General features: G+C 37.0%; 23 protein-coding genes, 1 tRNA gene and 3 pseudogenes. 22 read left to right on the top strand and 5 right to left on the bottom strand.

What is annotated here, in order from left to right; all coding sequences use genetic code 11:
• Both K1I71_RS08290 and K1I71_RS08295 read right to left on the bottom strand, forming a co-directional pair.
• Positions 1–498: undecaprenyl phosphate translocase family protein (locus tag K1I71_RS08290; RefSeq protein ID WP_223330713.1), on the bottom strand; the 498-nt coding region annotated here is incomplete at its 3' end.
• Between the two features lie 94 nt (positions 499–592).
• A complete protein-coding gene (locus K1I71_RS08295; RefSeq protein ID WP_001227596.1) occupies positions 593–1,393 on the bottom strand; it encodes a glycoside hydrolase family 25 protein in 801 nt (266 codons plus the stop codon).
• A gap of 154 nt (positions 1,394–1,547) precedes the next feature.
• Between K1I71_RS08295 and glmU the strand changes: the two genes are divergently transcribed.
• From glmU to K1I71_RS08330, 7 genes are all read left to right on the top strand, one after another.
• Positions 1,548–2,927, top strand: a complete 1,380-nt coding sequence (gene glmU, locus K1I71_RS08300) for a bifunctional UDP-N-acetylglucosamine diphosphorylase/glucosamine-1-phosphate N-acetyltransferase GlmU (RefSeq protein WP_223330714.1) — start codon at positions 1,548–1,550, stop codon at positions 2,925–2,927.
• A 9-nt stretch (positions 2,928–2,936) separates the two neighbouring features.
• A complete protein-coding gene (locus tag K1I71_RS08305) occupies positions 2,937–3,482 on the top strand; it encodes an NUDIX hydrolase (protein ID WP_150922349.1) in 546 nt (181 codons plus the stop codon).
• 11 nt (positions 3,483–3,493) lie between these two features.
• Complete coding sequence (gene macP, locus K1I71_RS08310; protein ID WP_000517861.1) at positions 3,494–3,805, top strand: cell wall synthase accessory phosphoprotein MacP; 312 nt, start codon at positions 3,494–3,496, stop codon at positions 3,803–3,805.
• 16 nt (positions 3,806–3,821) lie between these two features.
• On the top strand, positions 3,822–4,514 hold the full coding sequence (locus K1I71_RS08315) for a 5'-methylthioadenosine/adenosylhomocysteine nucleosidase (RefSeq protein ID WP_223330715.1): 693 nt from the start codon (positions 3,822–3,824) through the stop codon (positions 4,512–4,514).
• A 76-nt stretch (positions 4,515–4,590) separates the two neighbouring features.
• Positions 4,591–5,082: a chromosome segregation protein RocS gene (gene rocS, locus K1I71_RS08320; protein ID WP_000021242.1), complete on the top strand. Its 492-nt coding sequence runs from the start codon at positions 4,591–4,593 to the stop codon at positions 5,080–5,082.
• 197 nt (positions 5,083–5,279) lie between these two features.
• Positions 5,280–5,870 carry a 3'-5' exonuclease gene (locus K1I71_RS08325; RefSeq protein WP_223330716.1) on the top strand — a complete coding sequence of 197 codons (591 nt, stop codon included), beginning with the start codon at positions 5,280–5,282 and terminating at the stop codon, positions 5,868–5,870.
• Positions 5,871–5,878: 8 nt separating this feature from the next.
• Complete coding sequence (locus K1I71_RS08330; RefSeq protein WP_223330717.1) at positions 5,879–7,642, top strand: glycerophosphoryl diester phosphodiesterase membrane domain-containing protein; 1,764 nt, start codon at positions 5,879–5,881, stop codon at positions 7,640–7,642.
• Between the two features lie 72 nt (positions 7,643–7,714).
• Here the strand turns inward: K1I71_RS08330 and K1I71_RS08335 are convergent, their stop codons facing one another.
• A complete protein-coding gene (locus tag K1I71_RS08335; protein WP_000981526.1) occupies positions 7,715–8,014 on the bottom strand; it encodes a YbaB/EbfC family nucleoid-associated protein in 300 nt (99 codons plus the stop codon).
• 157 nt (positions 8,015–8,171) lie between these two features.
• On the opposite strand from K1I71_RS08335, the pseudogene K1I71_RS08340 reads away from it, so the two are divergent.
• Positions 8,172–8,977, top strand: a pseudogene (locus K1I71_RS08340) (IS5 family transposase).
• A 215-nt stretch (positions 8,978–9,192) separates the two neighbouring features.
• On the top strand, positions 9,193–10,527 hold the full coding sequence (locus tag K1I71_RS08345; protein WP_223330718.1) for an Nramp family divalent metal transporter: 1,335 nt from the start codon (positions 9,193–9,195) through the stop codon (positions 10,525–10,527).
• A gap of 113 nt (positions 10,528–10,640) precedes the next feature.
• On the opposite strand, the gene K1I71_RS08350 is transcribed toward K1I71_RS08345, so the two are convergent.
• Both K1I71_RS08350 and K1I71_RS08355 read right to left on the bottom strand, forming a co-directional pair.
• Positions 10,641–10,883 carry a type B 50S ribosomal protein L31 gene (locus tag K1I71_RS08350; protein ID WP_000710764.1) on the bottom strand — a complete coding sequence of 81 codons (243 nt, stop codon included), beginning with the start codon at positions 10,881–10,883 and terminating at the stop codon, positions 10,641–10,643.
• Positions 10,884–10,978: 95 nt separating this feature from the next.
• Positions 10,979–11,914 carry a DHH family phosphoesterase gene (locus tag K1I71_RS08355; protein WP_223330719.1) on the bottom strand — a complete coding sequence of 312 codons (936 nt, stop codon included), beginning with the start codon at positions 11,912–11,914 and terminating at the stop codon, positions 10,979–10,981.
• Between the two features lie 103 nt (positions 11,915–12,017).
• On the opposite strand from K1I71_RS08355, the gene K1I71_RS08360 reads away from it, so the two are divergent.
• The 13 genes and pseudogenes from K1I71_RS08360 to K1I71_RS08415 all read left to right on the top strand — a co-directional run bounded on the left by K1I71_RS08360 (position 12,018) and on the right by K1I71_RS08415 (position 20,061).
• Positions 12,018–12,461 (top strand): flavodoxin, encoded by a 444-nt coding sequence (locus K1I71_RS08360; protein ID WP_001162125.1) that lies wholly within the window; start codon positions 12,018–12,020, stop codon positions 12,459–12,461.
• Between the two features lie 114 nt (positions 12,462–12,575).
• On the top strand, positions 12,576–12,842 hold the full coding sequence (locus K1I71_RS08365; RefSeq protein ID WP_020902342.1) for a chorismate mutase: 267 nt from the start codon (positions 12,576–12,578) through the stop codon (positions 12,840–12,842).
• Complete coding sequence (crcB, locus tag K1I71_RS08370; RefSeq protein WP_223330720.1) at positions 12,839–13,213, top strand: fluoride efflux transporter CrcB; 375 nt, start codon at positions 12,839–12,841, stop codon at positions 13,211–13,213. The genes K1I71_RS08365 and crcB (K1I71_RS08370) overlap by 4 nt, the downstream gene beginning before the upstream one ends.
• A complete protein-coding gene (gene crcB, locus K1I71_RS08375; RefSeq protein ID WP_060628094.1) occupies positions 13,207–13,536 on the top strand; it encodes a fluoride efflux transporter CrcB in 330 nt (109 codons plus the stop codon). Before crcB (K1I71_RS08370) ends, crcB (K1I71_RS08375) begins: the two co-directional genes overlap by 7 nt.
• 118 nt (positions 13,537–13,654) lie before the next feature.
• A complete protein-coding gene (rplS, locus tag K1I71_RS08380) occupies positions 13,655–14,002 on the top strand; it encodes a 50S ribosomal protein L19 (RefSeq protein ID WP_001068669.1) in 348 nt (115 codons plus the stop codon).
• A gap of 42 nt (positions 14,003–14,044) precedes the next feature.
• Positions 14,045–14,116 (top strand) — tRNA-Arg (locus K1I71_RS08385).
• Between the two features lie 233 nt (positions 14,117–14,349).
• Positions 14,350–15,231 (top strand): hypothetical protein, encoded by an 882-nt coding sequence (locus K1I71_RS08390; protein ID WP_031233109.1) that lies wholly within the window; start codon positions 14,350–14,352, stop codon positions 15,229–15,231.
• Positions 15,232–15,247: 16 nt separating this feature from the next.
• Complete coding sequence (locus tag K1I71_RS08395) at positions 15,248–16,126, top strand: hypothetical protein (RefSeq protein WP_223330721.1); 879 nt, start codon at positions 15,248–15,250, stop codon at positions 16,124–16,126.
• Between the two features lie 16 nt (positions 16,127–16,142).
• Entirely contained in the window at positions 16,143–17,060 is a 918-nt protein-coding gene (locus K1I71_RS08400; protein ID WP_223330722.1) for a hypothetical protein, read from the top strand.
• Positions 17,041–17,697: pseudogene (locus K1I71_RS08405) on the top strand (DUF6572 domain-containing protein); the annotation flags it as partial. The gene K1I71_RS08400 and the pseudogene K1I71_RS08405, both read left to right, overlap by 20 nt.
• A gap of 789 nt (positions 17,698–18,486) precedes the next feature.
• A complete protein-coding gene (locus K1I71_RS08410; RefSeq protein ID WP_020902777.1) occupies positions 18,487–18,915 on the top strand; it encodes a hypothetical protein in 429 nt (142 codons plus the stop codon).
• A 26-nt stretch (positions 18,916–18,941) separates the two neighbouring features.
• Positions 18,942–19,022: pseudogene (locus tag K1I71_RS09585) on the top strand (DUF4299 family protein); the annotation flags it as partial.
• Between the two features lie 385 nt (positions 19,023–19,407).
• Positions 19,408–20,061: a TPM domain-containing protein gene (locus tag K1I71_RS08415; protein WP_223330723.1), complete on the top strand. Its 654-nt coding sequence runs from the start codon at positions 19,408–19,410 to the stop codon at positions 20,059–20,061.
• The last annotated feature ends 73 nt before the right edge of the window (positions 20,062–20,134 follow it).

Raw genomic sequence — 20,134 nt, forward strand, 5'->3', positions numbered from 1 at the left:
ATTTGATGGACTGAGGCCAGGAACTAATACGCCAAGAGCCAGCAGTGCACCAGCTAGGACGAAATTAAGAAAGCTGGCACTTAAGGTTCCAACAACAAAATTTAAGGCATAGAGTCCTAATCCAGAAATGATAAAGGTCGTCCAGAACCAAGCTAAATCAATCTTGTCTCGGTCAGATTCTCGAGTTGATACCTTGAGGAGGCTAGGAACTGTACCAATGATGGCCCCCGCAAAGCTCCATAAGACAAAGACCTGATAATTTTCAAGCAGGTATTCAATCGGGTAGGAAAATAAGCCGATTCCCAGAAGCATACCGATGGCAACTGGAATAAAGTACAAAACATTTTCTTTAAAGTCTTTAAAGGGATGAGCAAGAAAACCAATCATTCGTTCATAAATTCCTAAGATTGCTGCTAGAACCCCTCCGGAAATTCCCGGTAGAATAAATCCAAGAGCAATGACAATCCCTTTAATAACACGTGCTAACCATGAGAGCATATTTTTCCTCCAACTATTTCTATTTCAAAAAATCCTTACTATATTGTATCACAATCAAACACAAAAATAAAAAGCAAATGATAAACAAATGCTTTTAAGGTTTTAAAAAGAGTTTTCTAAAGGTTTCTTCTTTGTTCTTTAAGGCAGAGATAACGTTGATATCCAAATCGTGGTCAAAGCCAGCAATTTTTCCTTTAGACGTGTACTGGTGAATGTCGTAATCTAAATCAGTTTTAGGAGTAGCTTCGTAAAATCCTGAGTCAGAACCATAAGAAGGAATCCAAACAGACGTAAACTTGTCTGTATCAATACTGTGCTCTTCCATGAAGTAGACCCCAACGTAGATTCCGATATTTTTAGCACCCAGTGATTCAAGCTTTGCTCGGAAGGCTTCAACACCGTCGTTCATATTAGACATGGTTTTTTCTTCCACGTCTAGCCAATAGTAACTTGGACTGTATGGAGAAGAGGCGTTATAGAATACCTCAGCAGCTTTTTCCATCTCCTGGACATTTTTTCCGGCTACATAGGCATAGACACCAACTGGGACATTTCGTTTTTGAAACTCAGTGATATGGGTTTTAAAGGCCTTATCAACACCATTAACATAGGAAGCATCGTTCTCTTTGGACGTTTGAGCACCACTATGGACGCGAACAATAGCTCCAGAAATGTTTTGGGAGAGAGTATCGTAATTGATTTCCTCAGGACGTTGCCAACCAGAAACATCAATCACCGGTTTATCTATATTATGTAGCGCTTGCGTTTCTACTTGCGCGATATTTGACTTTGTTTTTACAGGATGGTCCTCAAAACGAGGGCGATTCAGGATTAAAATGAAAATCATAATCCCAAAAAAACCAAACAAAATAAGCGGATTTATTTTCTTTCTCATATCTCATAATTTTACCTTAAAAATGAGAAAAAATCAAAAAAAATACTCAAAAAATGGGTTAATAAAGGACTTTAGAGCATTTTTTCATTCAAGGGCGCGGAATGATTTGAAATATGGTATAATAAAAGGGAATTTCTAGAGAAAAGAGAAGATTATGTCAAATTATGCCATTATTTTAGCAGCGGGTAAAGGGACTCGCATGAAATCTGATTTGCCAAAAGTGTTGCACAAGGTTGCGGGTATTTCTATGTTGGAACATGTTTTCCGTAGTGTGGGAGCTATCCAACCTGAAAAGACAGTAACAGTTGTAGGACACAAGGCGGAATTGGTTGAGCAGGTCTTGGCTGGACAGACAGAATTTGTGACTCAATCTGAACAGTTAGGGACTGGCCATGCAGTTATGATGACAGAGCCAATCTTAGAAGGTTTGTCAGGTCACACCTTGGTTATTGCAGGAGATACTCCTTTAATCACTGGTGAAAGCTTGAAAAACTTGATTGATTTCCATATCAATCATAAAAATGTAGCGACTATCTTGACTGCTGAAACAGATAATCCTTTCGGCTATGGACGAATTGTTCGTAATGACAATGCTGAAGTTCTTCGCATCGTTGAGCAGAAGGATGCCACAGATTTTGAGAAACAAATCAAGGAAATTAATACCGGAACTTACGTCTTTGATAATGAGCGTTTATTTGAGGCTTTGAAAAATATCAATACCAATAACGCTCAAGGCGAATACTATATTACAGATGTCATTGGCATTTTCCGTGAAGCTGGTGAAAAAGTTGGCGCTTATACTTTGAAAGATTTTGATGAAAGTCTTGGGGTAAATGACCGTGTAGCTCTTGCGACAGCTGAGTCAGTCATGCGTCGTCGCATCAATCAGCAGCACATGGTCAATGGCGTTAGCTTTGTTAATCCAGAAGCAACTTATATCGATATTGATGTTGAGATTGCTCCGGAAGTTCAAATCGAAGCCAATGTTACCTTGAAAGGGCATACGAAAATTGGTGCTGAGACTGTTTTGACAAATGGAACGTATGTAGTGGACAGCACTATCGGAGCAGGAGCTGTCATTACCAATTCTATGATTGAGGAAAGCAGTGTTGCAGACGGTGTAACAGTCGGTCCTTACGCCCACATTCGTCCAGGTTCATCTCTAGGTGCACAAGTTCATATTGGTAACTTTGTTGAGGTGAAAGGTTCTTCTATCGGTGAGAATACCAAGGCTGGTCATTTGACTTATATCGGAAACTGTGAAGTGGGTAGCAAGGTTAATTTTGGTGCAGGAACCATTACAGTCAACTATGACGGCAAAAACAAATACAAGACAGTCATTGGAAACAATGTCTTTGTGGGTTCAAATTCAACCATTATTGCGCCAGTAGAACTTGGTGACAATTCTCTCGTTGGTGCTGGTTCAACTATTACTAAAGACGTGCCGGCGGATGCTATTGCTATTGGTCGCGGTCGTCAGGTTAATAAAGACGAATATGCAACATGCCTTCCTCATCATCCTAAGAATCAGTAGGAGCCTATCATGGAATTTGAAGAAAAAACGCTAAGCCGAAAAGAGATCTATCAAGGACCAATATTTAAACTGGTCCAAGATCAGGTTGAATTACCAGAAGGAAAGGGAACTGCCCAACGGGATTTGATTTTCCACAATGGAGCTGTCTGTGTTTTAGCTGTAACGGATGAGCAAAAACTCATCTTGGTCAAGCAGTACCGCAAAGCCATTGAAGCAGCCTCTTATGAAATTCCAGCCGGAAAATTGGAAGTAGGAGAAAACACAGACCCTGTCGCAGCAGCACTTCGTGAATTAGAGGAAGAAACAGCCTATACAGGGAAATTAGAACTCTTGTACGATTTTTACTCGGCCATTGGCTTTTGTAATGAAAAGTTAAAACTATACCGAGCAAGCGATTTGACTAAAGTGGAAAATCCGCGTCCGCAGGATGAGGATGAAACCTTAGAAGTTCTTGAAGTGAGCTTAGAAGAAGCCAAGGAATTAATCCAATCAGGTCATATCTGTGATGCCAAGACGATTATGGCTGTTCAATACTGGGAATTGCAGAAAAGATAGAGGAGGTCAGTATGGGTAAACCTTTATTAACGGATGAAATGATTGAAAGAGCTAATAGAGGCGAAAAGATTTCAGGTCCCCCTTTGCTAGATGATGAGGAGACAAAAATTTTACCAACCTCTTCTTCCCGTTTTGGTTATGCCAATCCTAAGGATCATGGTTTTAGCCAGGAAACCTTGAAGATTCAGGTCGAACCGTCTATTCATAAAAGCCGTCGCATTGAAAATACTAAGAGAAATGTCTTCAATTCTAAACTGAATAAAATCTTATTTGCAGTCATCTTTCTCTTAATTTTGCTTGTCTTAGCAATGAAACTTTTGTAATAGAAAAGGAATTGAAATGAAAATAGGAATTATTGCGGCTATGCCAGAAGAACTGGCTTATCTGGTCCAGCATTTAGACAATGCCCAGGAGCAAGTTGTTTTAGGCAATACCTATCACACAGGAACTATTGCCTCTCATGAAGTCGTTCTTGTAGAAAGTGGAATTGGTAAGGTCATGTCTGCTATGAGTGTGGCGATTTTGGCTGATCATTTTCAAGTGGATGCTTTGATTAACACAGGATCAGCTGGGGCAGTAGCAGAAGGTATTGCTGTTGGGGATGTTGTGATTGCTGATAAATTGGCTTATCATGATGTGGATGTCACAGCTTTTGGTTACGCTTATGGACAAATGGCGCAACAACCGCTTTATTTCGAATCAGATAAAACCTTCGTTGCCAAAATCCAAGAGAGTTTATCTCAATTGGACCAGAACTGGCATCTTGGTTTGATTGCTACAGGAGATAGTTTTGTTGCAGGAAATGACAAGATAGAAGCGATTAAGTCCCATTTACCAGAAGTTTTAGCTGTTGAGATGGAGGGGGCAGCTATTGCTCAGGCAGCGCATGCCCTTAATCTTCCAGTTTTAGTCATCCGAGCTATGAGTGATAATGCCAACCATGAAGCAAACATCTCTTTTGATGAGTTTATTATCGAAGCTGGACGTCGCTCTGCCCAAGTCTTGTTAGCCTTTTTGAAGGCTTTAGATTAAGCGGAAATTTGACAGTTTTTCTAGCTTATGATAAGATTTAAGTAAAGAAAAGCTAGAAAACGTTTCAGAGGATATTATGAGTATTGAAATGACCGTCAGTGAGATTGCAGAGGTTTTAGGATTATCTCGTCAAGCAATCAATAACCGTGTCAAAGAATTACCAGAAGAAGACACAGATAAAAATGACAAAGGGGTAACAGTCGTTACCAGAAGTGGCTTGATTAAGCTAGAAGAAATCTATAAAAAAACGATTTTTGAAGATGAGCCTGTCAGTGAAGATGTCAAGCAACGTGAACTGATGGAGATTCTGGTTGATGAGAAGAATGCAGAAATTCTTCGTCTTTATGAACAATTAAAAGCCAAGGATCGTCAGTTATCAGAAAAAGACGAGCAGATGCGTATCAAAGACCGTCAGATTGCTGAGAAAGACAAACAACTCGATCAGCAGCAACAATTGACCCTTCAAGCCATGAAGGATCAAGAAAATCTTAAGCTAGAGCTGGACCAAGCAAAAGAAGAAGTCCAATCCACTAAGAAAGGCTTTTTTGCTCGTTTATTTGGAGGATAATCAAGGAGCTGTTTAGGTTAAATGCTAACCTGATGGCTTCTTTTATTTCTAATCTAAATAGTATAGTTGCTCAAGTAATACTCAATGAAAATCAAAGAGCAAACTAGGAAACTAGCCGCAGGCTGTACTTGAGTACGGCAAGGCGACGTTGACATGGTTTGAATTAGTATAAAATAACAGTATAGGAGAGGTATAGAATGGAACGATTAGAAGATTACATTGCTTTTGATTTAGAATTTAATCAGCATGAAGGGCAAACACACTTGATTCAAGTATCGGCAGTACGTTTTAGAGATGGCCAGGAAATCGATGCCTATGATTCCTATGTCCACACTAGTGTGCCTCTAAAGAGTTTTATCAATGGTTTGACTGGGATTACGGCTGAGACCTTAAAAGATGCTCCTCCAGTGGAGAAAGTCATAAAAGATTTCCAAGAGTTTGTGGGTTTTTTACCCATGGTTGGATACAATGCTGCTAAAAGTGATCTACCTATTTTAGCGGATCATGGTTTAGACTACAGCCTGCAGTATAAGGTGGATTTGTATGATGAAGCCTTTGAACGTCGGAGTTCGGATTTACATGGTATTGCTAATCTCAAATTGCAAACCGTTGCCTCGTTTCTTGGATTTCAAGGTCAGTCTCATAATAGCTTAGAGGATGCTCGTATGACAGCGCGTGTTTACGAGTCCTTTCTAGAGTCAGACCAAGCTAGAGAATTGTTAGAGACAGAAAGTAGTCTTTCAAACAATCCTTTTGGAGGCTTGGACTTGTCTCAATTATTTGACTAGGAGTGCCTATGAAACCTGAAAAACCTAAAAATCTAGGTTTTAAGCAAATATACTTTAATCTAGATAAAATACTTTTTCTATTTTTCTTGACTTTTATGATGATTGAGTTTGTCTGGTTACCGTCAAATTCTTGGATTGCTGGACTTTTGCTCCGTCAGACAGGTTATCTCTTTCTATCCTACAACAATATTTTTGCCATTATAAAGGGTTCGCCATTTATTAGTCTTGCTTTATTTATTTTGGTAATCGTTAATTTACTGATCGCCTATTACCAGATAGGACTTCTCTTTATCGGAGCCCGGCACCTCCTCTATCATGAAAAGAGAACTTTGCTGGAGTACAGTCGTAAGGTCTTTCATCAAAGTTTCTTGTTTATGAAGCAAGCGACGCTTTCCAAGATAGCCTTTATCTTCTTTTATGTCATGATGCTCTTTCCATTGATTCGAAAGATTTTAAAGATTTACTACCTCAATAAAATTGTCATTCCAGACTTTATCGTTGATTATGTGGAAGACAAGTATTGGCTAGTAGGTATAGTGGTTACTATTCTGGCTTTACTTCTATTTTACATTTCAGTGCGTTTCATGTTTGCTCTACCTCAGCTTTTATTTGAGAAGAAAACAGTCAAAGAAGCAGTCAGATACAGTCTAGAGAAGACAAGAAAGCACTCCTGGTTTTACATTTGGAACTTGCTTTGGATTATCGTCAAAACCTACCTATTTTTCATTCTTTTATTGATTCCAATCTTGGCAAGTCAGGTACTGATGGATGGATTGACCCATAAGGAATCTCTTGTGCTGGGAATTATCAACTTTGTCTTGATTAAGAATTTCCATTATATGGCCTTGACTTACTTTCTCATTAAGTTTGTTTCCTTTTTGACAGGGGAGGAACTAGAAATCACACCAAGGAGAAAGAAAGACCACTGGATGAGATGGGGAGTGATGGGCTGTGCCGCTATCTTTTTCGCTCTTGAGGGTTATGTTTATTTAGAAGCTCCAGTCGCCAACAAACCTTTGATTATCTCTCACAGGGGAGTTTCTAATAAGAATGGTGTGCAAAATACCGTCCAATCACTAGAAAAAACCGCTCAGTTATCTCCAGACTTCGTTGAGACGGATGTTCAGGAAACAAAAGATGGCCAGTTTGTCATGATGCATGATGCCAATATCAAGAATTTGACAGGAGTTAATGCCAAACCTCAGGATTTAACCTTGGAGGAATTGACCAAACTCGATATTTCAGAAAATGGTTATCATAGCAAGGTGTCTAGTTTTGATGACTATCTCAATAAAGCCAATGAATTACATCAAAAACTCCTTATTGAAATTAAAACTAGTCGAAAAGATAGCCCAGATATGATGAAACGATTTATGGAAAAATATGGAACAGTTCTTAAGCAGAATGGCCACCAAATGCAATCCTTGGACTATCATGTGATTGACCAGGTTTTAGCCTACGATACTCAAATTCCAGTCTATTTCATCCTACCTTACAATAGTATTTTTCCAAGAACCAAGGCTACAGGTTATACCATGGAGTATTCAACTTTAGATGAAAATTTTGTCAACAAGCTTTGGAATACCGATCAGAAATTGTACGTGTGGACCATCAATAGTTCAGAGTCCTTTGATAAATCTGTTCATTTGGGTGCAGACGGCATGATAACGGATGACTTGGAAATGATTCAAGATCAGGTCACCATTGCCCAAGAAGACCCAGAGTATACGGATTTACTGTTCAAACAGGCCATGGAATTCTTTAATTTTTAGTAAGCAAAAAGAGGAACAGTTGTTCCTCCCATGATAGGCAAGTATTCTCTTGAATGCTTGTTTTTCTTATGCTTAGAATGGCAATTTTCCAGCGAAAGCACCTAATTTTTTCTTGGTAGTTTCATCGATTTGTTCAAGAGCAGAGTTGATAGCTTGAACAGTCATATCTGAAAGAGTTTCAAGGTCTTCTGGGTCAACAACAGCTGGATTGAAGTCAATGCTGACAACTTTTTTGTCACCAGTTAAGGTCGCTTGAACAAGGTCTTGAGCAGATTTACCAACAAATTGCATAGCAGCAAGTTCAGCTTGGCTTTGTTCCATTTGTTTTTGAAGTTTTTGTGCTTGGCGCATCATGTTTTGCATGTTCATCATGGTGATTTATAGTTTCCTTTTATCTTATTTTCCTTTTTATTTTATCAATTTTGGGGTTAAAAGTCTAATCTTTTTCTGAGAGAATCTAAGAATTGTGCTTGGTAGTGAAAAATAAAAGTAGACTTCCTGCGAAACAAAAATATGATACAATAAAACTATGAATTATGAATCAAGTAAAGTATTAAGTGATGCACGATTTAAGCGTCTTGTTGGCGTTCAGCGCACTACTTTTGAAGAGATGTTAGCTGTGTTAAAAACAACTTATCAACGTAAACACGCAAAAGGTGGACGAACCCCTAAGTTAAGCCTAGAAGACCTCCTAATGGCTACTCTTCAATATATGGGAGAATACCGCACTTATGAACAAATTGCGGCTGATTTTGGCATTCACGAAAGCAACTTAATCCGTCGGAGTCAATGGGTTGAAGCAACTCTTATTCAAAGTGGCTTTACGATTTCAAAAACTCATCTTAGTGCTGAGGATACGGTGATTGTGGATGCAACAGAGGTAATAATCAATCGTCCTAAAAAATCAACTAGCCAATTATTCTGGTAAAAAGAAATGTCATGCTATGAAGTCTCAGGCGATTGTCACAAGCCAAGGGAGAATTGTTTCTTTGGATATTGCAGTTGAACTATTGCCATGATATGAAGTGGTTCAAAATGAGTCGCAGAAATATCGGACAAGCTGGTAAAATCTTGGCAGACAGTGGTTATCAAGGGATCATGAAGATGTATTCACAAGCGCAAATTCCGAGGAAATCAAGCAAACTTAAGCCACTAACTCTTGAAGATAAATCCTATAATCATGTGCTATCTCAAGAGAGAATCAAGGTTGAGAATATTTTGGCCAAAGTAAAAACGTTTAAAATGTTTTCAACAACCTATCGAAATCGACGTAAACGATTTGGATTACGAATGAATTTGATTGCTGGAATTATCAACTGTGAACTAGAATTCTAGTTTCGCAGGAAGTCTAATAAAAAAACTTTGTACTCTAGAAACCATCTCGTGGCTAGCTAGAGTGCAAAGTTTTTTTAACTATCATGCTTTCCTTAAGAATCATTTCAAAATGTGATATAATAAGAATAAATTGGAAATAGGAAATTATTTTCATTATATTTTCAAAACTCCATTAATAAAATAGGCAAAGACAAGATTAGAAAGTGAATATTCCGATGTCTTCTTACAAAAAGGTCTCTCTTTCAGAGATCAATCAATCTATTGAAACTCCGAATAACAATCATTTTTGGCAAAATCTAAAAGCATTTTTAGGGCCTGGAGCTCTTGTTGCAGTTGGTTATATGGATCCCGGAAACTGGATTACCAGTGTGGTTGGAGGTGCTTCCTATAAGTATAGTCTCTTATTTGTTATTTTGATTTCATCCATCATCGCCATGCAGCTACAACAGATGGCTGGAAAGCTAGGTATCGTGACGAGGATGGATTTAGCGCAGGCAACAGCTCATCATGCCCCCAAGTGGCTCCGTTATAGTCTATGGGTGATTTTAGAATTAGCTTTAATGGCGACAGATTTGGCTGAGGTTATAGGTTCAGCAATTGCCTTAAATCTTTTGTTTAAAATACCGATTATGGTCGCGATACTTCTAACCGTTTTAGATGTATTTCTTTTGCTTTTGTTGATGAAATTTGGGTTCAAGAAGATTGAAGCTATTGTTACAACCCTTATCTTAACTATTTTAGGTATCTTTTCTTATCTGGTTGCTTTATCTAATCCAAGTATGCAGGGGATTTTTGGTGGCTATTTACCGACTTCGACTTTATTTGAAAGTCCCTTGCCAGGACATGAGAGTCAACTGACTTTGGCTTTAGGGATTGTGGGAGCAACAGTCATGCCCCATAATCTCTATCTCCATTCATCCCTATCTCAAACAAGAAAAATCAACCATAAGGATAAGAAAGATATACGAAAAGCTGTCCGTTTTATGACCTGGGACTCAAATCTTCAGTTGTCTCTAGCGTTTGTTGTCAATTCCTTGCTTCTTATTTTAGGCGCCTCCCTCTTTTTTGGCCATGCGTCTGAAATTTCAGCTTTCTCTCAAATGTATAATGCTTTACAGGATTCGACAATAGCAGGAGCGATAGCCAGCTCAACTCTGTCAACTTTGTTTGCTTTAGCTCTCTTAGCAAGTGGTCAAAATTCGACCATTACAGGAACTTTGACAGGACAGATTGTTATGGAAGGTTTCTTGCATATGAAATTACCACAGTGGATTATTCGTGTCGGAACACGGATTTTTGCCTTGCTCCCTGTGATGATAGTCGCTGTCTTGTTTGGGCATCAAGAAAAGACCTTAGATCAGTTATTGGTCTATTCACAGGTCTTTCTTTCAATCGCTCTTCCATTCTCAATTTTTCCCTTAATTTATCTGACTTCTAAGAAGTCAGTGATGGGAGAATTTACCAATGCCAAGTGGAATACAATCCTAGGCTACGTAGTTTCAATCATCTTGACCATTCTCAATATCAAGCTTCTTTTCGATATTTTTTAACCCCGTTTGAAATCAATTATAGTGTCAGCGTGATGGTTGACAAATAGCAAGTAGTAGTGATTGGTTCATAAAAAGAAGAAAAAAAGAACAGTTGAAACTGTTCTTTTTTATCATTATTTGAGACCGTATTTTTTGTTGAAACGATCCACGCGTCCATCTGCTTGAGTGAACTTTTGACGTCCAGTGTAGAATGGGTGTGAGTCTGATGAAATTTCCACACGGATCAATGGGTAAGTTTCGCCTTCGAACTCAACTGTTTCGTTAGAGCGTTTTGTTGAACCGCTAAGGAATTGGTAACCAGTAGTTGTGTCCATGAAGACAACTGGGCGATATTCTGGATGGATATCTTTTTTCATTTTGCAATATTTCCTTTCTGCCATGGTCTCTTTGCGAGCCATAGATTGTTACCTTACTAGTCTATCAGATTCTGAAAAGTTTGGCAAGTATTTTATCAGTTTTTAAGCAAGTTTTTTAACTTTTGGTAGATGATTTCGTTTTCTTCTAAACTATAGGAATTAGCACCACTTGCTAGAGGGTGGCCTCCACCATCATGTTCCTTGGCGATTTCATTGATAGGATGGATTTTACTGCGTAAGCGAACTCGGTAGTGGCCATCAGCCTGCTCCACAAAAATCCCCCAGAGACTCACACTGTCAATACGTCCAGGTGCACCGACAATGGCTGCAGTTTCAGCATCGGTAACATTGAATTGTTTTAAGATTTTCTGACTCAGGGTAACGCGAGCAGCACCATTTTCATCCACTTCCAGATGGTCGTAGATGTAGCCTTGAAGTTTTGCAATTTTGTAGCTCATAGTGTCCATTTTGCGGGTGAGAGCCGCAAAGTCAAAGTTATGTTCTCTCAAATAAGCCGCCAGTCGGAGGGTCCGTGCAGTCGTAGAAGGGTAAAGGAAGCGGCCTGTATCACCAATAATTCCTGCAAAGAGCAACTCAGCAGCACGATCTGACAAGGCCAGTTGGGTTGTTTGGGCAAATAGGGTAATCATCTCACTAGCGCTGCTTGAACTAGTATCCACCCAAGATAGGTCACCATATACATCATCATTTGGATGGTGGTCAATCTTAATGAGAAAATCACCTTGACTATAGCGCTTATCATCGATACGAGCAGTATTGGCCGTATCACAGACGATGACAAGTGCGCCTTGGTAGGCACTATCTTCAACAAGATCCATCTCAGCCATCCAAGTAAGAGTTGGTTCATCAAAACCAACGGTTTTGATGGTTTTTTCTGGGAAATGATGTTTGAGAAGAGCTTTCAATCCCACCTGACTTCCCAAGGCATCAGGATCTGGTTTCATATGACGGTGAATGATAATCGTGTCGTATTCTTTGATTTTTTCTAAAATTTGATGGCAAATGTCCATAAATAACCTCAATTCTTTCTCATTTCATTGTAGCACAAGAATTTTTATTTTTAAAATGAAAAAGATGTGATATAATGGAGAAAGATAAATTGAGGAGGACGATATGGCATTAGCAAAAATTGTATTTGCCAGTATGACCGGTAATACCGAAGAAATTGCAGATATTGTAGCAGACAAATTACGCGACTTGGGCTTGGATGTCGATGTTGATGAATGTACAACTGTTGACGCTTCAGACTTCTTGGAAGCAGACATCGCTATCGTTGCGACCTATACTTATGGTGATGGGGAATTGCCAGATGAGATGATGGACTTCTACGAAGACCTAGCAGATCTCAACTTGAATGGCAAAATCTACGGAGTGGTTGGCTCAGGAGATACCTTCTACGATGAATTCTGTAAGGCTGTCGATGACTTTGACCGCGTTTTTGTAGCGACAGGAGCAGAAAAAGGTTCAGAATGTGTTAAAGTTGATCTTTCTGCTGAGGAAGAAGACATTGAACGCTTGGAACAATTCGCAGAAGAATTGGCTGCTAAAGTAGGATAAGAATAAAACTGCGCTGATGTAATCAATCAGTGCAGTTTTTTATCGTGAGTTGGGATTTTACTAGCCTATTTGGTGGCTTTTTGATACAATAATTCAAATAAAGGAGGAGATTGTATGGATTTAGATATTATTCGTCAAGAAATTGATCAAATTGACGATCAAATTGTCAAGCTCTTAGAAGAACGAATGCATTTAGTTGAAGGGGTTGTCGCTTATAAGAAGGCTTCAGGGAAACCGATTTTAGATACCAAGAGAGAAGCAATTATCTTTGAAAAGGTTAGGAGTCGTGTAGAGGACAAGCGCTATCAGGAGACTATTGTAGCGACTTTTTCGGACATACTCAAACGTTCGCGTGATTATCAGGATCAAAATATCAAATGAAAAAAGAACAATTTTATCCGCTAGGGATTTTTCTAGCTGCCATGGTGGGTGGACTTGTCCGCTATCTAGTTTCCACTTGGTTACCAGCCAGCCCAGATTTCCCCTTGGGCACCCTTCTTGTTAACTATCTAGGCATTTTCTGCTTGGTGTATCTTGTTAAGGGCTATTTAGTCTATAAGGGAACCAGTAAAGGCGATATTTTAGCACTGGGGACGGGCTTTTGTGGCGGTTTAACAACCTTTTCTAGTCTCATGCTTGATGCTGTGAAACTGCTTGATACAGGGCGTTATCTTAGTTTGATCATGTATTTGCTTTTGAGCATTGGTGGAGGTCTGCTTTTAGCTTACTATTTAGGGAGGAAAAAATGGTAATCGTCTATCTTGCAATTGCTTGTGGTTTCGGAGCTTTAGTGCGCTATTTCTTTTCCCGCTATAATCAAGCATTTAAATTGCCCCTCGGAACGCTCATAGCCAATCTTTTGGGTTGTTTTTTGATTGGATTATTTTACAATCATGTGGAGTCCAAGGAAGTCTATGCTATTCTAGCAACAGGATTTTGCGGAGGTTTGACAACTTTTTCGACCTTGAATGACGAACTTCAAAGACTGTTAAGTGATAAGAAGGTCTTTTATTCTTACCTGGCTTTGACCTACCTAGGTGGTTTGGTTGCGATTTTTTTAGGAATTCTGCTATAAATTTCTTTACTTTTTTGTAGAAATTTGGTAAACTGTATCTTGTGTGTAATGGACGCACAAAAATACAGTTTATCCGCTGAGGAAGATTCCTCAAGATTGACAAAGATAGGAGAATAAAATGAATCCATTAATCCAAAGCTTGACTGAAGGTCAACTTCGTACAGATATCCCATCATTCCGTCCTGGTGACACTGTTCGTGTACACGCGAAAGTTGTCGAAGGTAACCGTGAACGTATCCAGATTTTTGAAGGTGTTGTTATCGCACGTAAAGGTGCTGGCATCTCAGAAAACTACACAGTTCGTAAAATCTCTAACGGTGTAGGTGTTGAGCGTATCTTCCCAATCCACACTCCACGTGTTGAAAAAATCGAAGTTGTTCGTTACGGTAAAGTACGTCGTGCGAAATTGTACTACTTGCGTGCTCTTCAAGGTAAAGCAGCTCGTATCAAAGAAATCCGTCGTTAATTCGACTAAAAAACTCTGCTTTTTCAGCAGAGTTTTTATCTAGCTCCCTTAGTTCAATGGATATAACAACTCCCTCCTAAGGAGTAGTTGCTGGTTCGATTCCAGCAGGGGGCAATAGTTCAATAGAAAAAGCACTGAATGATCAGTGTTTTTTTCTTGTCCTAAAATGGAAACCATTTCAGATGAAAATAGAGGTGTGGTATAATAGGAGAAAATATATGTACTAATTTGGTTGGGATTTCTCTCCTTATTATGAGATCGGATTAAGTATTAGGATCTAGATTTCTGGTAAGGAAAAAAATATTTAAAAAAACACAAGGAGTTATTAAAATAGGATTTGGGTGAAAATTATGAAGAAATCAATTTTTAAAGCAAGTTTTGAAGAGAGTTTAGATTTATTAGATGATGGGTTTTTACAGTATCAGAAAAAAGATTATTATAATAAACTTGGGAAAGCCTTTAAGAAAGGGAAACCTTCTTTTTGGTTTGGCATTAAAACTTTTATTCTTAGTCTGTTGTTTCCGATAGGTGCAAATTTCATGCTCCTTGCTGTTACCCTATCATTGCAAAATTCTGATCCTAAAGATTTAAGGTTACCAGTTTCTCAGTATCCTTTGCTAACAGTCGAGCTTTATTTAATTTGCTTGTTAATTTGGTTGTTATTGGTATTAATGGGTAAATTCTTTAAACGGACGTTTATTCTCCCTTATCGTTATCGATTTCATATTATAACTTTTATAATATGGTTTGTGTTTGAATTTAATTTGCTGGCAACAACTATGTCTTTACCTATATTATCAATATGGGGGATCTTAGTACTTTTTTGGCTTCAAGTATTGTTGACTTTTGTAATGTTAAGAACAGAGGTTAGAAGTTTGAAAAAACGAATGTATGGAGAAGTTAAGTCACCTACCTTACTCGATAAAATTGCCAAAGGCCTTGCTATTTATGGAGCAGGCATATTGGGCTTGGCTGTGATTGTTAATTATATTTTCAAAGCTTTTTCTATTAATTTTTCTTCTTCCGTAACTCTTTTAGGTCTCTTTATATTTTGGATTCTATCAAATATTGGTGTAATCGCCATGATTGTATTCATGGAGTTTCCTTTCTTTTTAGAAGGTTATTACAAATGGAAATATCCCGAAGAATACCGTGATTGGGAAGGGAAAACTGTAGAAGAGTGGTATGGAAAAAAATATTTAAAAAAACACAAGGAGTTATTAGAATAGTTTTTGGGTGAAAAGGATGAAGAAATCAATTTTTAAAGCAAGTTTTGAGGAGAGTTTAAATTTATTAGATGATGGGTTTTTACAGTATCAGAAAAAAGATTATTATAATAAACTTGGGAAAGCCTTTAAGAAAGGGAGACCCTCTTTTTGGTTTGGTATTAAAACTTTTATTCTTAGTCTGTTGTTTCCGATAGGTTTAAATTTCATGATCCTTGTTGTTGCGATGTCCTTACATGATTCTGATCCTAAGGATTTGAGATTGCCTATTTCTCAGCATCCTTTACTAACAGTTGAAGTGTATTTAATTTGTTTATTAATTTGGTTGTTATTGGTATTAATGGGTAAATTATTTAAACGGACGTTTATCCTCCCTTATCGTTATCGCTTTCATATTATAACTTTTACGATATGGTTTATGTTTGAATTTAATTTGCTAGCTATAACAATTACGTTACCTATATTAACAACATGGGGGATCTTGGTATTTTTTGGACTTCTAGTATTCTTGGCTTATGTAATGTTAAGAACGGAGCTTAGAAGTTTGAAAAAACGAATGTATGGAGAAGTTAAGTTACCTACCTTACAAGATAAAATTGCCAAAGGTATTGCTATTTATGGAGCCGGTATATTGGGCTTGGCTGTGATTGTTAATTATATTTTCAAAGCTTTTTCTATTAATTTTTCATCTTCTATAACTGGTTTTGGCCTCTTTATATGTTGGATTTTGTTAAATATTGGTTTAATAGCCATAATTGTATTTTTGGAGTTTCCTTTCTTTTTAGAAGGCTACTATAAATGGAAATATCCTGAAGAGTATCGTGAGTGGGAAGGAAAATCAGTGGAAGAGTGGTATGGAAAAAAATATTTAAAAAAACACAAGGAGTTATTAGAATAGTTTTTGGGTGAAAAGTATGAAGAAATCAATTTTTAAAGCAAGTTTTGAAGAGAGCCTAAATTTATTAGACGATAGCGTCTCAGGGAAATTTGCTCGGGACATTTACCAAGATGCTTTAAAAAAAGAGCAATTTAGAGGAACAAAAAAATCATATGTTTGGCTGGTAATTCTGACTTTCCTATTTATAATTGGTCCCAATTGGTTGATTGTAGCTTTAAATGATTATTTATTTTACCATTCTGATCCTAGAGATTTAACAGTCCCTTTACCCGACATTAATTTTCTTCCGTACTGGGTATTTTGGATAGCACTTGCAATATGGATTTTATTGATTATACTAGGGAAGCGATACAATCAGCAGTTTATTTTGATTTATAGGGGCCAATTCCATTTTATGGTTACCTTTATTATCTGGCTAGTTGTTGAACTCAATCTTTTTTCTCTAAACTTAATTTATGCAGTAGCTGGATTTTGGGGAATGTTCACTTTTGTAGGATTAATATTATTAATAATTATTTCAATGATTCTTTCTGAGTGTGAGTCATTAGGAATGTTGTTATATGGGACAACTCTAAAGAAAAGTTTTAGTGATAGATTCTTCGGCAAGATGTTTAGCATAATTGCCAAGTATGGTGGTTTGGTTGTAGCAATTTGGCTAGTCATTCGTATTTTTTTCTCAAGTTCGATGGAGAATAGTAATAATTTGATTGGAGGACTCGGTATTTTGGCTTCAATACTGATTCTTAATATTTTAGTTTTTGCTTTTGAAGTTTATTTCATGTTTCCCTATATGCTACAAGCCTACTATAAATGGAAATATCCTGAAGAATACCGCGAATGGGAAGGGAAAACTGTAGAAGAGTGGTATGGAATGAAATATTTAAAAAAACACAAGGAGCTAACAGATATTAAAAATGAAGTCGGTTTATACTAGTCAAAAAGATATGTTGGAAATCTGTCAAGATGGAAATAAGTATTTCTTGCGTTATCCAACTTTTAATATTATCTGCCCAGAAGTGGTTAGAGAAATCCCCAAATAAGCTGCTGACAGCTATATGTCGGGAGAACATACTGGTAAAGAGTTGATGAATTATGCACAATATGGCTTTTGGAAATCTAAAAAACAGTATACACAAGATGAATTCGATAAGCTCTTCATCAAAAATCATCCTTCCTTTATTTTAAAAAAACCAGGAAATACTCGTCGTCTTTTTACAGCAGAGGAATTTAGACAAATTGTCACCAAAGCCATTGTTTCAGAGCTCGAACCTAGCGAACTTGACGCTATTGGTATAGTTGATAATTATTTAGAGTTTCTTCTGGTGGATCCAGTCGGCTGGCAGGAAGAGATCGAAGCAGTCCATCTGGAAATTCTGCAAGAAAAGCTCAACAACTATATCTACTTCCTCGAAAGCAAGCAATATGTGGAGAGGTATGGCGATAAGTTTGATAAGAAAGTCATTCATATCACTTTCCAGTATTCTCCATCTGATAATGGACTAGCCTTTCTCGCTGCGGTTCAGAAGTCATTGCAGAATTCGGAAATGAGTTTGAAGGTAGAATTACCTGATGATGACATTTTTTCAGATAAGGAAAACATATCGGAAGACTCAAATCATCCCAATCAAGATCAAGAAAAGGTATCCAAAGAAAGATATCTCCAGATTAAAAAAGAATATAAAATTCGAATAGTATTAGTAATAGTTCTATTCGTATTATTATCTATACTAAGCATCGTGCTTATCGTAAATTCCAATAGGTTTATTCCATTAGGAGCGATAGCTATGGCTACAGTTGTACCTTTCAACCATTTCTTACTCGTTCCGCTTTGGCAAGAGAAAAAAGCCATTGAAGAAGTACACCCTGAATGGAAGGCATTTAGCACCAGTGGAGTTAAGGTTCCTTCAGATGAATCAGATAAAAAGATATTTCCGTTTATCGCATCGGTGTTAGCCTTGTTCTTTTCTTTTTCGATGTTGTATAGACCTGTCAAAGAAAATCCTAAAATTCCTACTATTAAGGAAATTAAAAATATACCTAAAATTGATAGTAACTACATTCCTAAGTCAAAGAAAAGTTCAAATTCTGAACCTACATCTACTACGACAACTTCAGATTTGAACGAGAACTCATCAACTGAAGAAAGTACACAAAGTCAAACTTCAAGTAAGGAGAGTCAAAATTACCCTTACCATATTTCTGGAATGGAGTTAAGAGGGTCATTGATAAAACATTTAAAGATTTCAATGAGAAACGGGAGAATGAACAAAATATAGAACAGACGGAGTCAGGAAATGAGTGACGTAAGCCCTGATAGTTTGTAGTTGTAACTATGGTAAAATGTATTACGTGGAGGGATGATGGATAAATTATACATAGTGGTTGATGGAATTGAACATCAATACTTTGATTGTGATAGTACAGGATATTATTTGATTTCCTATGATCCTTTATCAGAGAATAATGGTTATAAATTATTTGATTCAGAGTTGAAACAATATAGAAAATATTTGACAGAGAAACAGGTTGAAAAAAAATATAAAATTATAGATTATATTTGGTTTAATGAACAAAAATGGGATATTTTTCAACGAAGTGATGATAATTTAGATAAACCAAATTCATGGGTAACGATTGTTTCCGACGATATAGAATTTTTAAATAGAAATGGACTATGGAAGGAGGAGAATTTAGTTGAAAGTAGGTATGGACATTTGTATTACTGTTCTTTACCAATCGAGGCAGAAAAGTTTTCTCTAATTCGAACTAGAAAAAATCTCCCTATATAGTTAAGATAGTAAGAAAGCAGTTTATTATGAAATCAGTTAGTTTTACAATAAAAAGCAACCAATCGCTAAGGATTGGTGAGGTGCTTCAAGCAGAACTTTTTGAATGTTAGTTTGTTCTTATGGTTCTTAATGTATGGAATTAATCTCTTTACCCGTGGTCTTAATAACCTTCTAGCACAGTTATTACTTGCCATAGTGCCAATTGCATCTATCTTCATTCCAGTATGAAAACGATGGAGAAAGCTTGATTTAATGGTCAGGTTCGAAGCTAGTATTCATTACTAAGAGATAATAGTTTTAATAAAAACTTAGAACAAATTTTCCTATATTTTACGTTGATTAAGTGAGATAAATAACTTATAATGAAACTACCATATACAATAGATTGATAGAAAGATGACTTTATCGAAGTATTCTATTTTAAAAAGAATATCATTTATTCTCATTCTTATTGAAATTGCAAATTTTTAAAAGAAAGAAGGTCCGACTTTTATGATGAAAAAAATAGTTTTAATCTTAATGTCTTTTTTTACAATCCTGTTATTTTTCATTGGACCAACTCACGCAGATCTAGTGATACCAGATAGGCCTTCTAATGGTATTTATGATCCAAACCATTATTTATCAGAGGTTGTTTCAGATAAACTAATAGAATTAAATGGTAAATCGGATACTCAAATTGGTATTTATATTGTTGAGAGTTTAAATGGTGAATCTTTAGAAAAGTCAGCCAATACGATTGCCAGATCTTGGAAAATTGGCTATTCGGATTCAAATAAGGGTGCATTATTATTGATTGCTATAAAAGATAGAAAGTTTCGTATTGAGACTTCTAATAACCTAGCTACTATATTGACTGATACAAAAGCTAGGGAAATCTTAGATGCCTCTCGTGATAAGATGCGAGCCAAAGACTATGATGGAGCTGTGATTGATATAATCCAAAACATATCCAATCAAGATTATGACTTAGCTGATGCACCTGTAGTAGAGAGAAATTATTTTTATGAAGTCCCTAAAGCTATATGGGAACTAGTAGTAGAAATTCTTGATCATTTCGGTGTAATTTTTATGATTTCTTTTGTGGTACTTTTTCTTACAGAAGGTAGGGTTTCGGGTAGGAAACGGAGATCTAATAAATTCTAGGGCACCTCTAAAAACCTATCCAATGGACACCAAAATATGAGATAATAGCCTTATCATAAGATGAGGTTATTAT

It is taken from the genome of Streptococcus mitis, from assembly GCF_019929545.1.
GTDB classification, from domain to species: domain Bacteria; phylum Bacillota; class Bacilli; order Lactobacillales; family Streptococcaceae; genus Streptococcus; species Streptococcus mitis_BU.